Source organism: Microbacterium sp. zg-Y625 (genome assembly GCF_030246925.1).
Taxonomy (GTDB): domain Bacteria; phylum Actinomycetota; class Actinomycetes; order Actinomycetales; family Microbacteriaceae; genus Microbacterium; species Microbacterium jiangjiandongii.
The window spans coordinates 2842089-2856083 of the sequence record NZ_CP126740.1 but is presented as its reverse complement, the minus strand read 5'-3'; the positions used below and the strand labels follow the sequence as shown (position 1 = coordinate 2856083).

At 68.5% G+C, this 13995-nt stretch carries 12 protein-coding genes; 8 read left to right on the top strand and 4 right to left on the bottom strand.

Features of this window, described 5'->3' with window-relative positions:
- Positions 1-54: 54 nt before the first annotated feature.
- The 4 genes from QNO14_RS13320 to QNO14_RS13305 form a co-directional block, all read right to left on the bottom strand.
- On the bottom strand, positions 55-1512 hold the full coding sequence (locus QNO14_RS13320) for a rhamnulokinase (protein WP_257505672.1): 1458 nt from the start codon (positions 1510-1512) through the stop codon (positions 55-57).
- On the bottom strand, positions 1509-3545 hold the full coding sequence (locus QNO14_RS13315) for a bifunctional aldolase/short-chain dehydrogenase (protein ID WP_257505671.1): 2037 nt from the start codon (positions 3543-3545) through the stop codon (positions 1509-1511). Before QNO14_RS13315 ends, QNO14_RS13320 begins: the two co-directional genes overlap by 4 nt.
- Before the next feature lie 68 nt (positions 3546-3613).
- A complete protein-coding gene (locus QNO14_RS13310) occupies positions 3614-4372 on the bottom strand; it encodes a DeoR/GlpR family DNA-binding transcription regulator (protein WP_257505669.1) in 759 nt (252 codons plus the stop codon).
- Between the two features lie 63 nt (positions 4373-4435).
- Positions 4436-5479, bottom strand: coding sequence for a LacI family DNA-binding transcriptional regulator (locus tag QNO14_RS13305; RefSeq protein WP_257505667.1), 1044 nt, complete (start codon positions 5477-5479; stop codon positions 4436-4438).
- A 202-nt stretch (positions 5480-5681) separates the two neighbouring features.
- Between QNO14_RS13305 and QNO14_RS13300 the strand changes: the two genes are divergently transcribed.
- From QNO14_RS13300 to QNO14_RS13265, 8 genes are all read left to right on the top strand, one after another.
- Entirely contained in the window at positions 5682-6728 is a 1047-nt protein-coding gene (locus QNO14_RS13300) for an autoinducer 2 ABC transporter substrate-binding protein (RefSeq protein WP_257505666.1), read from the top strand.
- An 81-nt stretch (positions 6729-6809) separates the two neighbouring features.
- Positions 6810-8324, top strand: coding sequence for a sugar ABC transporter ATP-binding protein (locus QNO14_RS13295; protein ID WP_257505665.1), 1515 nt, complete (start codon positions 6810-6812; stop codon positions 8322-8324).
- Position 8325: 1 nt separating this feature from the next.
- On the top strand, positions 8326-9336 hold the full coding sequence (locus tag QNO14_RS13290; RefSeq protein ID WP_257505664.1) for an ABC transporter permease: 1011 nt from the start codon (positions 8326-8328) through the stop codon (positions 9334-9336).
- Between the two features lie 70 nt (positions 9337-9406).
- A complete protein-coding gene (locus QNO14_RS13285; protein ID WP_257505663.1) occupies positions 9407-10390 on the top strand; it encodes an ABC transporter permease in 984 nt (327 codons plus the stop codon).
- Positions 10387-10950, top strand: coding sequence for an RpiB/LacA/LacB family sugar-phosphate isomerase (locus QNO14_RS13280; protein WP_257505662.1), 564 nt, complete (start codon positions 10387-10389; stop codon positions 10948-10950). Before QNO14_RS13285 ends, QNO14_RS13280 begins: the two co-directional genes overlap by 4 nt.
- A 25-nt stretch (positions 10951-10975) precedes the next feature.
- Positions 10976-11725, top strand: a complete 750-nt coding sequence (locus QNO14_RS13275; protein ID WP_257505661.1) for a glutamine amidotransferase — start codon at positions 10976-10978, stop codon at positions 11723-11725.
- 10 nt (positions 11726-11735) lie between these two features.
- Positions 11736-13154, top strand: a complete 1419-nt coding sequence (locus tag QNO14_RS13270; RefSeq protein WP_257505660.1) for a rhamnulokinase — start codon at positions 11736-11738, stop codon at positions 13152-13154.
- Between the two features lie 47 nt (positions 13155-13201).
- Entirely contained in the window at positions 13202-13978 is a 777-nt protein-coding gene (locus tag QNO14_RS13265) for a class II aldolase/adducin family protein (RefSeq protein WP_257505659.1), read from the top strand.
- Positions 13979-13995 lie beyond the last annotated feature (17 nt).

The window sequence follows — 13995 nt, the reverse complement described above, 5'->3', positions numbered from 1 at the left end:
GGCGCCTCGAATACTCACTCGGCGACGCCAATACTCACTCGACGCCGAGAATACTCACTCGGCGGCGCGGGGGGCGTACCGGGTCGGGGCGTGCGTACGCGCGACGAGATCCCGGAGCGACTCCAGGGAGCCGGAGACGAAGCCGGCGGCGCGACCCTGCACCAGCAGGTTGCCGAGCGCGGTCGCCTCGACCGGACCCGCGAGCACCGGCAGCCCCGCCCGATCGGCGGTGCGCTGGCACAGCAGGCGGTTCAGTGACCCGCCGCCGACGATGTGGATCGTCTCCACGTCCACCCCGCCGATGCGGCCCGCGAGCCGGGCGGTGTCGGCGAACGCCTGCGCGAGGGACTCCACGATCGACCGGGCGTACTCGGCACGCGTCCGCGGCGCGGCCAGGCCGTGCTCCGCGCACCACTGGTCGATGCGCGCGGGCATGTCGCCCGGCGGAAGGAACCGCGGGTCGTCGACGTCGAAGACCGGCACCGAGGCGGCATCCACTGCGGCCGCGGAATCCAAGAGCGTCGGCAGGTCGATCGCGTGCCCCTCGCGCTCCCAGCCGCGCACCGTCTCGCTCAGCACCCACAGGCCCATCACGTTGTGCAGCAGCCGCACCCGACCGTCCACGCCGCCCTCGTTGGTGAAGTTCGCAGCGAACGCCTCGTCCGTGAGCACCGGCCGCTCCACCTCGACGCCGACGAGCCCCCACGTGCCGCAGGAGATGTAGGCCGCGGACTCCGACCGCATCGGCACCGCGACGACCGCTGAGGCGGTGTCGTGCGACCCCACCGCAGTGACGGACACGCCCGATTCGGCGCCGAGCGACGCGGCGACCCCGGGCAGCAGCGCGCCCAGGCGCTCGCCGGGCGCGATGAGGGAGGGGAGGATGCCGCGGGGAAGGCCCAGGGCGCCGAGAAGCTCGTCGTCCCAGTCCGCTGTGCCGGCCCGCAGCAGGCCGGTCGTCGAGGCGTTCGTGACCTCGGTGCGCGCCTGGCCGGTGAGCCAGTAGCCGATGAGGTCGGGCACGAGCAGTGCCGTATCGGCGAAGCCGAGGAGCTCCGTCGGCTCCGCGGCCAGCTGGTACAGCGTGTTGAACGGCAGGAACTGCAGCCCGTTGCGGCGGTAGAGCTCCGCGTGCGGCATCCGCTCGTGCACCGCCGCGACGCCGCGCTCGGTGCGCGCATCGCGGTAGTGGAACGGCGCGCCCAGCAGCCGCCCGTCGCGCAGCAGCCCGTAGTCCACGGCCCACGAGTCCACGCCGATGCTGGCGACGTCGGGCGCCGCACGCAGCGCGTCACGCAGCCCGGCGAGGGCGGCGCTGTACAGTCCGAGCAGATTCCAGTGCAGCCCGTCGGGCGTGGCGATCGGGTCGTTGGCGAAGCGGCCCACGGTCGTCGCCTCGAGCGTGTCGGGACCGACGTGCCCGACGATCACCCGGCCGCTCGTCGCGCCCAGGTCGATCGCCGCGACGGACCCGCCCGAGACGACGGACCCGCCCGCTGCACCCGCGCTCATCGCAGGAACGCGGCGGCGACGCCGGAGTCCACGGGGATGTGCAGCCCGGTCGTGCGCGAGAGCTCCGGCCCGGTGAGCACGTACACCGCGTCGGCGACGTTCTCGGGCACGACCTCGCGCTTGAGGATGGTGCGGTTGGCGTAGAACTGGCCGAGGTCCTCCTCGTTCACGCCGTACGTCGCGGCGCGGTTCGCGCCCCAGCCCGACGCGAAGATGCCCGATCCGCGAACGACGCCGTCGGGGTTGATGCCGTTGACGCGCACCCCGTGCTCGCCGAGCTCGACCGCAAGCAGCCGCACCTGGTGCGCCTGGTCGGCCTTGGTCGCCGAGTACGCGATGTTGTTGGGGCCGGCGAAGACGGAGTTCTTCGACGAGATGTAGATGACGTCGCCGCCCATCTTCTGCTCGACGAGCGCCTTCGCGGCGGCCTTCGCGACGAGGAACGAGCCCTTGGCCATGACGTCGTGCTGCAGGTCCCAGTCCTTCTCGGTGGTCTCCAGCAGCGGCTTCGACAGCGACAGCCCGGCGTTGTTCACGACGAGGTCGACGCCGCCGAAGGCGAGCACGGTCGCGTCGATGGCGGCCTGCACGCCCGCGGCATCCGCCACGTTCGCCGCGACCCCGATCGCCACGTCGGCGTTGCCGAGCTCGGCGGCCGCGGCCTGCGCCTTCTCGAGGTCGAGGTCGGCCACGACGACGCACGCGCCCTCGGCCGCCAGGCGGGTCGCGATGGCCTTGCCGATGCCGGATGCCGCGCCCGTCACGAACGCGATGCGGCCCTGGTGGGTCTTGGGCTTCGGCATCCGCTGCAGCTTCGCCTCTTCCAGCGCCCAGTACTCGATGCGGAACTTCTCGGCATCCGAGATGGGGGAGTAGGTCGACAGCGCCTCGGCGCCGCGCATGACGTTGATCGCGTTGACGTAGAACTCGCCGGCGACGCGCGCGGTCTGCTTGTTCGCGCCGTAGCTGAACATGCCGACGCCCGGGACGAGCACGATGAGCGGGTCCGCGCCGCGGATTGCGGGGCTCGAGGCATCCGCGTGCGCGTCGTAGTACGCCTGGTAGTCGGCGCGGTACTCGGCGTGCAGCTCCTGCAGGCGCGCCAGCTGCTCCTCGACCGTCGCCGTGGCGGGCAGGTCGAGGATCAGCGGCTTGACCTTGGTGCGCAGGAAATGGTCGGGGCAGCTCGTGCCGAGACCTGCAAGGTAGGGCGCCTTCTCGGAGGCGAGGAAGTCCAGCACCACGTCGCTGTCGGTGTAGTGGCCGACCATGGGCTTGTCGGTGGATGCCATGCCGCGGATCGTCGGCGCGAGGGCGGCAGCGCGGGCGCGCCGCTCGGCCTCGGGCAGCGCCTCGAAGCCGGCGCGCACGCCGCCGAACGGGTCGGCCTTGCCGTTGCTGGCGATGTAGGCGGCGGCGGTGTCGATGACCCACAGGCTGTTGCGCTCGGATTCCTCCGACGTGTCGCCCCACGCGGTGATGCCGTGGCCGCCGAGGATGCAGCCGATCGCCTGCGGGTTCTGCGCCTTGATCTCGGCGATGTCCAGGCCCAGCTGGAAGCCGGGGCGCCGCCACGGCACCCAGACGACCTTGTCGCCGAAGATCTCGGAGGTGAGCTTCTCGCCGTCGGCGGCGGTCGCGATCGCGATGCCCGAGTCCGGGTGCAGGTGGTCGACGTGCGCGGCATCCACCAGGCCGTGCATGGCGGTGTCGATCGACGGGGCGGCGCCGCCCTTGCCGTGCAGGCAGTAGTCGAAGGCCGCGACCATCTCGTCTTCGCGGTCGACGCCAGGGTAGACGTTCACGAGTGCCCGCATGCGGTCCAGGCGCAGCACGGCCAGGCCCTTCTCGGTGAGGGTGCCGAGGTCGCCGCCGGAGCCCTTGACCCACAGCAGCTCGACCGGCTCGCCCGTCACCGGGTCGGTCTCGGTGCCCTTGGCGGAGGTGTTGCCCCCGGCGTAGTTGGTGTTCTTCGGGTCGGCGCCGAGGCGGTTGCTGCGGGCGATGAGGTCTGCGGCTGCGGGGTTCGTCATAGGGCTTCCTGGTTCATGTTCGTTTCTGTGATTTTGACAAGAAATAACTTCAAGCACAAGCGACGGCCTCAGCGGACGTCGGTCGCCTCGCGGTAGGCGTCTAAGCGCGGGTCCTCTGGGCTGAGCTCCGTGATGAGTGCTTCCACCTCGTGCAGTCGGAAGGCTGCGGACACTGCGACGCCGCCGAGCTTGGAGGAATCCACGCAGAGCACGACGTGCTGGCTGCGTTCGGCAAAGGCGCGCTTGACCTGGCTCTCTGCCAGCGACGCCTCGGAGCTGCCCTGGCGAGGATCCAAGGCGGCGGCGGAGGTGAAGAATCTCCGATAGAGCATCGACGACGCCGCGTCGCAGGCGACCTTGCCGACGAAGCTGCCCGTGGCGTCATCCAGCTCCCCGCCGATCAGCACCGCTCTGACATCGCTCGCATTGGCAGTCGTGAAATTCTCGTAAGAGTTGGTTGCAACGACGAGTCCGGCGTGTGCCGCGAGCATCGCGGCGAGCGTGCCGACGGTGCTGGAGGCGTCCAGGGCGATGGCGCCCGACGTGGGGAGAAAGGCCGCGGCCTTCGCTGCGATGACCTGCTTCGCGCGCGTGCGGACCGCCCGGCGCTCGCCGAACTGACGCGGGCCGTTCAGCGCGACGGCGCCACCGCGGACCCGCCGCAGCAGTCCGTCGGCCTCGAGATCGTCGAGGTCGCGTCGCACCGTCATCGACGACACTCGCAGCTCGTCCGCCAACTCGTCCAGACCGGCTGAGCCGTCCCGGTTCACCCGCTCGATGATGGCGTGACGGCGCTCCTCGCCCCGCAATGTGCTCGTTCTCGCCATCACGTCCTCGCTGGCTCGATGTTCGTTGATGTTAGATCCAGGCTAACGGCATGTGGCGCGGGATCAGTCCGTTGCTCGCCGATCGCTTGATCTGCGTACGACGAGCTCGGGCTGGAGGGTCAGCTGGCGGTGCTCGTGCGCCTCGTCTCGCGACGAATGCTCGATCAGCAGCTGTGCCGCCCGCCGACCGAGCTCGTCGATCGGCTGTCGCACAGAGGTGAGGGGGACGATCCAATCCTTCGCGAAATCAATGTCGTCGTAGCCAACCAGTGCGATGTCTTCTGGCACGCGGATGCCGGCCGCGGCGAGCCCGCGGTACACGCCGAACGCCAGCATGTCGTTGCCGCAGAAGATCGCGTCTGGCAGGTCGGACTGCAGAAGGAGCTCGACGGCGCGTTGCCCGTCGCGGATACCGAGCCCCGACGTGCTCACCTCGACGAGAGCCCTGCGTGGGTCCAGCCCTGCAGCGGCGAGTTCTTCCCGCGCACCGCTGGACCGTTGGGCGAACTGACGCAGCGAGGGGGATCCGCCGACGAACGCGATCCGCTCGTGGCCGAGATCGAGTAGATGGCGTACTCCCAGCCTTCCGCCGGCGACGTTGTCGACGGCCACGGAGCACTGCTTCGGCCCGCCGGGAAAGTCCAGCAGCACGACGGGGAGGTTCTGCGGAAGCCGCCGGTGCCAGGTCGCGCCGATCTCGGCCGCGGCCGGAGCCAGCAGCACGCCACGCACCCGCTGGGCGGCGAGCATCGTCAGCAGTTCCGATTCCCGGACCGGCTCTCCTTCGGAGTTGCACAGCATCACGACGTGACCGGACTCGCGCACGGCGCGTTCAATCGCATGCGCCGTCTCCATGTAGAAGGGGCTCTCCACGTCGAGCACCACGAGCCCGATGATGTTGCTGGCTGCACCGGTCAGCACCCGAGCCTGCTGGTTCGGCACGAATCCGAGCGCCTCGATCGCATCGAGCACGACCGCGCGCGTGCGGGGATGGACGCGCTCGGGGTGGTTGATGGTGTTGGATACCGTCCCTGTCGACACGGCTGCGCGTTCGGCCACGTCCCGGAGGCGCACGGGGTCATGGGGCGGCAGGTCTGCCTTGCTCACGTGGAGTTCCTCCCGGCCTCAGCCTCGACTCGCTCACTCTAGGTCGCGGGACCTTCTGTTGCGAGTTGCGGGCGCTCGGCGGTCTGTGTACTTTTGAAGCGCTTCAGAGAATGAAGCGCTTCAAACCTTACACACGCAATGGCGCACTCCGGCTCCGGCCCCGCGCGCTCACGCGACCCGCAGAGGCATCAAGGAGAACAACATGAAGCAACGACGCTTTGCCGGCCTGGCTCTCGGCTTGGCCGCAGTCCTGACACTCGGTCTGGCGGCGTGCACCCCGGGCGGCAGCGGCTCGCCCGACGCGGGTGCGGGAGACGCGGGAGACGGCGACTACACGATCGCGATCGTTCCCAAGGATGCGACCAACCCGTGGTTCGTCCGCATGGACGAGGGTGTCAAGCGATTCGCCGCGGACACGGGCCTCGACGTCTATCAGAAGGGCCCCGCAGAAACCGATGCCACGATGCAGGCGCAGGTGATCCAGGACCTCATCGCGCAGGGCGTGGATGCGATCGGCGTCGTCCCGGTCGACCCTGGGGCGCTCGAGACCGTCCTCAAGCAGGCCATCGACGCCGGCATCGTCGTCGTCACCCACGAGGGCGCCAGTCAGCAGAACACGATGTACGACATCGAGGCGTTCAACAACAGCGACTACGGCGGGTTCATCATGGACAACCTTGCCGAGGCCATGGGCGAAGAAGGCGTCTACACGACGATGGTGGGCCACGTCACCAACGCCTCCCACAACGAATGGGCGGACGGTGCAGTGGCCCGGCAGCTCGCGGAGTACCCCGGTATGACCCTTCTCGAAGCCGAGCCGCGGGTGGAGTCGCAGGACGACGGAGAAGTTGCCTACCAGGTGGCGAAGGAGATGCTCAAGAAGTACCCCGAGATCTCCGGCTTCGTCGGTACCTCCTCCTTCGATGCCCCCGGCGTCGCACGCGCGATCGAGGAGCTCGGCCTTACCGGCAAGGTGTTCGTCACCGGCACCGGCATGCCCGCCGCCAACAAGGCGATCCTCCAGAAAGGGCTGGTCAAGAGCCTCACGCTGTGGGACCCCGCCGATGCCGGCTACGCAATGGCGTCTCTCGCCAAGATGATCCTCGACGGCGAGGAGATCGCCGACGGGGTCGACCTCGGCGTTGCCGGTTACGAAGACATGCGCTTCGCCGAGGGCAGCGACAAGGTGCTCGAAGGCAACGGCTGGGTTGTCATCAATCAGGACAACGTGGACGACTACGGATTCTGAGCCGTCCCTCACCGGGGCAGGGCGTCCGACCCTGCCCCGGACCGGGCACCGGTTGCCCATGACAAACGAAAGGACGCGTCGATGGTGGACAACGTCATCGCGGTACGCGGCGTCAGCAAGGCCTTCGCCGGAGTGCAGGCCCTCACCGACATCTCGATCGAGATCGCGCCGGGGGAGATCCACTGCCTCGCCGGGGAGAACGGCAGCGGCAAGTCGACGCTCATCAAGGTCATCTCCGGCGTGCACTCACCCGATGCCGGCGTGATCGAGCTCAACGGCCGCGAGTTCACGCAGCTGAGCCCCATGGACGCGATCGCCAACGGCGTGCAGGTCATCTACCAGGACTTCTCGGTGTTCCCGAACCTGTCCGTGATGGAGAACCTCGCGCTGACGAGCGAGCTGGCCGAAAGGCGCACGTTCGTGAACTGGCGGCGCATGCGGCGGATCGCCGCGGACGCGCTGGCGAAGATCGACGTCCAGATCGATCTTGACGAGAAGGTGGAGCGGCTGCCGGTCGCCCAGAAGCAGCTCATCGCGATCGCCCGTGCCCTCATGAGCGACGCGCGACTGATCATCATGGACGAGCCGACGACAGCTCTGACGCGCCGCGAGGTCGCGGCGCTGTTCCGCATCATCCTCGACCTCAAATCGCGCGGCATCGCCACCCTCTTCGTCAGTCACAAGCTGGAAGAGGTTTTCGAGATCTGCGAGCGGTTCACCATCATCCGCAACGGAAAGCACGTCATCACCTGCCTGCCTGAGGAACTGGACCACCGGAGCTTCTCGGCGTACATGACCGGCCGCGAGTTCGAGGAGACCCGGTTCCTCGCCGAGACACGGACCGCAGAGCCCGTGCTGGAGACGATCGGCCTCACTCTCGAGGGCGGCTTCACCGGGGTCGACCTGACCTTGCGCCCGGGAGAGATCCTCGGGATCACGGGGCTGCTGGGCTCCGGGCGGACCGAACTCGCGCTGGCCCTCTTCGGTGCGCTGCAACCGGATGCCGGTGCGATCCACATCGACGGCGCGCCAGTGCACCTCCATGGGGTGCGCGACGCGATCGGGCACGGAATCGGGTACGTCCCGGAGGACCGCCTCACGGAGGGGCTGTTCCTCGAGCGCTCCATCGGCTCCAACATCGTCATCTCCGAGATCGACGCTTTCGTATCGAAGTGGGGGGTCTTCGACCAGCGCCGAGCGCGAGCCGAGGCGCAGCGGTGGATCGAGGACCTGCGGATCGCCACGCCCAACCCGGAGAACGCAGCGAGCACCCTCTCGGGCGGGAACCAGCAGCGCATCGTGCTGGCGAAGTGGCTGGCGACGAAGCCGCGCGTCCTCATCCTCAACGGGCCGACCGTCGGGGTGGACATCGGCTCCAAGCACGACATCCACCGAGTGCTGCGAGAGCTGGCCGCGGAAGGGCTGGCCGTCATCATCATCTCCGACGACATCCCGGAAGTCCTCCACAACTGCAGCCGTGTGCTCGTGATGAACGCCGGCCGCATCGTCGCCGAGATCGACCCCGCCGCGACCAATGACGCGGAGCTCACCGCGCTCATGACCCAGGACGCGACCCTTCAGCAAGAGGAGCACTGAGATGAAGGCAACGAGCCGGAAACTCCTGAAATCCAACGAGTTCTATCTGCTCCTGGTGATCGTCGTGCTCAGCGTCGTCATCCAGGCCAGGAGCGGTCAGTTCTTCACCGCGAACAACCTGGTCGACATCGCTAACGCCATGATCGTCCCCGGGATCTTCGCCGTCGGCGCATTCATGGTGCTCGTCTCCGGAGGCATCGACGTCTCCTTTCCCGCGCTGGCTTCGCTGTCGGTGTACGCGACCACCCGTCTCCTGGTGGATGCCGGCTACGGCGGGAGCATCTGGGTGCCGCTGGCTCTCGTGGTGGTGTTCGGGGCACTCCTCGGGGCGTTCAACGGCCTGTTCACCGCCCGATTCGCCGTCCCCGTCCTGATCATCACCCTCGGCACTGCGAACGTGTTCTCAGGATTCATGCAGGGGGCGCTGGGCTCCGTGCAGATCCCCACCATCCCCGCCGGTATGAGCGAGTTCGGTCGAGCGACGCTGTTCGTAGCCACCAACCCCGATTCGGGGCTCACCTCCAACATGCCCGTGGCATTCCTGATCCTGGTGGGGGTGCTCGTCGCGGCGTTCGTGCTGCTGCGCTACACGACATTCGGTCGGGGTGTGTATGCCCTCGGCGGCGACGAGAGTTCTGCTGCCCGGGCCGGCTTCAACGTGCGCGCCACCAAGTTCTGGCTGTACGTCATCGTCGGCGTCATCGCCAGCCTGGCGGGACTGGTCCGCACCAGCATGATGGACCAGATGCATCCGACCAATCTGCTCGGCATGGAGCTGATGGTCATCGCCGCGGTGGTCCTGGGCGGCGCGGCGATCACGGGAGGCACGGGGACGCTCACCGGCGCGATGCTGGGCACGCTGCTGATCGTGATCGTGCAGAACAGCATGATTCTGGTCGGCATCCCGACGTTCTGGCAGGGCTTCGCGCTCGGCGTTCTGATCATCGTGGGAACCGCGATCTCCGCAATTCAGCTCACCCGTGTGCGCAAGCGCACCGTCGCGTTCGCCTGAGAGGAAGACCGCAATGACCGCCACTATGACATCCCGGCCCCAGCGGCGGGTGACGGGCGATCCTCATGTGATGCGCCTGGCCGCCGTGCTGGTCGTCCTGCTCGCCTTCTTCGCCCTGGTCAAGACGGAGAATTTCTTCAGCCTGCCCACGTGGCAGTCCATGGCGATCCAGTTCCCGGAATTCGGTCTGATGGCCCTCGGAGTCATGCTCGCCATGGTCATCGGAGGCATCGACCTCTCGGTGGTGGGCGTGGCCAACATGACCGCCATCGGCAGCGCGACTCTCATGCTCTGGATCGCGCCGGTGGGTTCCGACGCCGGACAGGGCTACGTCGCGCTGGTCGCGGCGATCGGCCTCTCGCTGCTGGTGGGCGCGCTCGCCGGCGCGCTCAACGGCTTCCTGGTGGCCAAGGTCCGGATCCCTGCGATCCTGGTGACGCTCGGTACTTTCGAGCTCTTCACCGGGATCGCGGTCATCATCAGCGGGGGGAAGCCCACCAGCGGCCTGCCGCCGCAGTATGGGGAGGTGATGGCCAGCAGGCTCTTCGGCCTGATCCCCATGCCGCTCATCATCTTCGTCGTCGCGACAGTGCTGGTCGGGCTGCTGATGTACAAGACGGCGTTCGGAACCAAGCTGTACATGCTCGGGTCCAACGAGACTGCGGCATCCTTCAGCGGCCTGAAGACCACCAGCCTCACGATCCGGACCTACATGCTCTCGGGTGTGCTCGCTTCGGCCGCGGGACTCGTGATGCTCGCGAACTACAACTCCGCGAAGGCGGACTACGGCTCGACGTACACCCTGCTGGCCGTCCTGATCGTGGTGCTGGGCGGCATCAACCCCAATGGTGGGTCCGGCCGGCTGTCCGGAGTCGTCCTGGCCGTCGTCGTGTTGCAGGTGCTGTCCTCCCTGCTGAACACATTCCCGCAGGTCAGCAGCTTCTACCGGCCCCTCATCTGGGGAGCAGTGCTGCTGTTGGTGATCGTCGTCAACCAATGGGACCGCAAGGGCAACCTCAATCGATTCTTCCGATGGAAAGGCAAAGACGCATGAAACTGACCAAGGACCGCCACGTCGTGGTGGGAGCGGACTTCGCAGGCTTCCCGCTGAAGGAGGCCGTGAAGGCTCACCTCCAGGAGCGAGGCTGGACGGTCGAGGACCTCACGCCCTCCTTGGACGGTGTGCCGATGTATCACCGGGTCGGGTTCATGCTGGGCGCGCAGATCGCCGAGGGCCAGTACGAGAAGGCGCTGGCGTTCTGCGGCACGGGGATGGGTATCCACGTCGCAGCCAGCAAGGTCCCTCACGTCCATGCTGCCGTCGCTGAGAGCGCGCCCGCCGCTCAGCGAGCGGCGACGGCGAACAACTGCAACCTGCTCGCGATGGGCGCCTTCTATGTGGGGCCGCGGCTGGGCATGGCGATGGCCGACGCGTTCCTGGACCACTCCTTCGGTGACGGTTATGAGGAGTGGGACGGTTTCGCGGAGTACCACCGCATCGGCTACGAGGAGTGCGAGCGGTTCGACTACGAGGCCTACCGCGCCAACGGCTTCCAGGTGCCTGACGCACAGGAGGCGCCCCTGGGGGCGCAGCCGCGCGGCCTCGCATACTGACCGGCACGGCGAAAGGCATTACGACATGGCGCGCATACTGCTGGCCGGCGAGTCCTGGTCGACCACTTCCATCCACACCAAGGGATTCGACTCCTTCGTGACATCGGTGTACGAGGAGGGAGCGGACTCCTTCATCGCGGCCGTGCAGGCCGGAGGGCATGCCGTCTCGTTCCAGCCCAATCACGTTGCAGCCACGGACTTCCCCTTCGATGCGTCGGGACTGGCCGAGGTGGACGTCGTCGTGCTCAGCGACATCGGCGCCAACACCCTCCTGCTCCCGCCGAAGGTGTTCTCGCAGGGCCGCACAGCCCCCAACCGGCTCCAGATGCTGGCGGAGTGGACGCGGTCGGGCGGAGCGCTGCTGATGGTGGGGGGATACCTGAGCTTCCAGGGCATCGAAGCCAAGGCGAACTATCGGAACACTCCGCTCGCGGAGGTCCTCCCGGTTGTCATGGAGGCCGGTGACGACCGGGAGGAGACGCCGGAGGGAGCTGTGCCGACGGCCGTCGACGACCACCCGGTCACGCAAGGACTGGGAGGGAACTGGCCCCCCGTGCTCGGGTATCACCGGCTGCAAGCCCGGAAGGCGTCCCAGGTGCTCGCGCGGATCGGCGACCGCCCGCTGCTGGCGGTGGGAGAGGTCGGCGCCGGTCGCTCAGCGGCGTTCGCGAGCGACATGGGCCCGCACTGGCTGCCCGAATCCTTCCTGCAGTGGGAGGGCTACGGGCCGATGTGGCAGCAGCTCATCTCCTGGCTCGCCCGGGAGAGCCGGTGAGGGCGCCGCGGTGACCCCCACTGCGGTCGCCGCGCTGGACTTCGGTGCCAGCAGCGGGCGGGTCATCGTGGGCGAGGTCGCGCCGGAGAGCCTCGCGCTGCGCTCATTCGGGCGCTTCGCCAATCGGCCGGTGCAGGTCAGATCTCGGTTGCACTGGGACGTGCTGGCGCTGTTCGAGGGCGCCATCACGGGGTTGCGGGAGGCGGGCCGGGAGTACCCGCGGCTGGCTGCCGTCGCCGTGGACACGTGGGGCGTGGACTACGCGCTACTGCGCGGCGGGAGGCTGCTGTCGAACCCGGTGCACTACCGTGACGGCCGCACAGCCAGCGTCGTCGCCACCGTGCAGTCGCGCATGCCTGCCGCGCAGCAGTACCGCGTCGCCGGCATCCAGGACATGCCGATCAACACGATCTACCAGTTGGCCGCCGAGGCCGAGGACGGACTGCTGGAAGTCGCCGAGAGCGTGCTGCTCGTCCCCGACCTTTTCACGTACTGGCTGAGTGGGGCCCGCTTCGCGGAGCGGACGATGGCCTCGACAACCGGGATGCTGGACGCGCGGACCCGACAGTGGGACCGGGCGCTGGTGGCCGCGTCCGGGACGGCGCCGGGACTGCTGCCCGAGCTGGTCGACCCCGGCACGCCGCTGGGCGCGCTGCGCCCCGACGTCGTCCGTGTGACGGGGCTGCACAACGCTGTGCAGGTCGTGGCGGCGGGGTCGCACGACACCGCGTCGGCCGTCGTGGCGGTACCACTGGCGTCGGAACGCTCGGCCTTCGTCTCGTGCGGCACCTGGGGTCTGGTCGGTGTGGAGCGGCCCGCGCCGGAACTGGGCGACGCCGCTCGCGAAGCCGGCTTCACGAACGAGGCGGGCGTGGACGGCAAGACCCTCCTGATGCGCAATGTCATGGGGTTGTGGATCCTCAGTGAGGCGGTGCGGGAATGGGAGCGCCGGGGAGAGGTCATCCGCCTCTCCGAGCTGCTCGCGCAGGCGGCCGAGGTGACGGGCGCTGTGCCCCTCATCGACGTGGACGACCCCGAGTTCCTCCCGCCGGGTGACATGCCCGCCCGCATCGCCCGCTGGTGTCTGGACAGGGGGATCGAACCACCTCACGGCATCCCTGCTGTTGCGCGCTGCATCGTGGAATCCCTGGCGCACGCGTTCGCGCAGGCCGTGCGCCGTGCCGGGGAGATCTCCGGCTCTCCCGTCGACTGCGTGCACATCGTCGGCGGGGGTGCGCAGAACGCGCTGCTGTGCCAGCGGACGGCGGACTTCAGCGGGCTTCCGGTGCTCGCCGGCCCCGTCGAGGCCACCGCGCTGGGAAGCATCCTCGTCCAGGCGCGCACCGTTGGAGTCCTCCACGGCACGCTCGCCGATCTGCGGACCCTGGTCCGCCACACCCACGATCTCGTCCGGTACGAGCCGCGCTGACACGGCTCGCGTCCCCGCCCCCGTCCCCACTCCGAGAGGAAACCACCATGACCGCCCGTATCGACCCCGCCGCCGTCACGCCCGAGCTGCTGGGCCTCACCCGCCGTCTGGGGTTGCCCGAGCGAGACCTCGTCATCTTGGCGGAGGGGAACACCAGCGAGCTTGTGGACCCGACCACCATGGTGGTCAAGGCATCAGGGTCGTCCATGGCCGAGGCCGGCCCCGAGGATTTCGTCTCGGTCGATGTGCCGCGACTGCTGGAGCTGCTGCGCAGTCCCGAAGCCGACCAGCATGCCCTGACGACTGCGCTCACCGCGGGCAAGGCAGGCGGGCGCACTGTGCGCGCGTCGATCGAGTCGCTCGTCCACGCGGCGGTGAGGGCATTCGGGACGGCGCGCTTCGTCGCGCACACCCATCCCACGCAGGTCGTGGCACTCCTGGCCAGCGCCGAAGCGGAGCAGGCGTTCGCAGAACCCGTCTATTCGGAGGAGTTCATGATCCTGGGGCGCAGCATGTACGTGCCCTACGCGCAGCCCGGCATGGAACTGGGCCGGGTGTTCCTGGCCGAGCTCGACTCGTACGTGCAGCGCAACGGCGAGCTGCCATCGCTCGTGCTTCTGGGCAACCACGGGATCGTCGCGATCTCGGATACCGCGGCAGGCGCTGAGGCGATCTCGCTGATGGCGGTCAAGAGTGCCCGCGTGCGTCTCGGTGCGCGCGCGGCGGGCGGTGTCGCGCCATTGAGCCCTGAGACGATCGCCGGCTATTTCGATCGACCGGACTTCCGGGAGCGCCGTGCGACGCTCGCGGGCACGAGCGGCTGAGCCAGGGAAGGCCGGCG

Excerpts from the sequence above, each read along its gene's own strand:
- QNO14_RS13310 (WP_257505669.1), bottom strand. The coding sequence starts at position 4,372 with ATGGCGAGAACGAGCACATTGCGGGGCGAGGAGCGCCGTCACGCCATC.
- QNO14_RS13295 (WP_257505665.1), top strand. The coding sequence starts at position 6,810 with ATGGTGGACAACGTCATCGCGGTACGCGGCGTCAGCAAGGCCTTCGCC.
- QNO14_RS13300 (WP_257505666.1), top strand. The coding sequence starts at position 5,682 with ATGAAGCAACGACGCTTTGCCGGCCTGGCTCTCGGCTTGGCCGCAGTC.
- QNO14_RS13285 (WP_257505663.1), top strand. The coding sequence starts at position 9,407 with ATGCGCCTGGCCGCCGTGCTGGTCGTCCTGCTCGCCTTCTTCGCCCTG.
- QNO14_RS13315 (WP_257505671.1), bottom strand. The coding sequence starts at position 3,545 with ATGACGAACCCCGCAGCCGCAGACCTCATCGCCCGCAGCAACCGCCTC.
- QNO14_RS13290 (WP_257505664.1), top strand. The coding sequence starts at position 8,326 with ATGAAGGCAACGAGCCGGAAACTCCTGAAATCCAACGAGTTCTATCTG.
- QNO14_RS13265 (WP_257505659.1), top strand. The coding sequence starts at position 13,202 with ATGACCGCCCGTATCGACCCCGCCGCCGTCACGCCCGAGCTGCTGGGC.
- QNO14_RS13275 (WP_257505661.1), top strand. The coding sequence starts at position 10,976 with ATGGCGCGCATACTGCTGGCCGGCGAGTCCTGGTCGACCACTTCCATC.
- QNO14_RS13280 (WP_257505662.1), top strand. The coding sequence starts at position 10,387 with ATGAAACTGACCAAGGACCGCCACGTCGTGGTGGGAGCGGACTTCGCA.
- QNO14_RS13320 (WP_257505672.1), bottom strand. The coding sequence starts at position 1,512 with ATGAGCGCGGGTGCAGCGGGCGGGTCCGTCGTCTCGGGCGGGTCCGTC.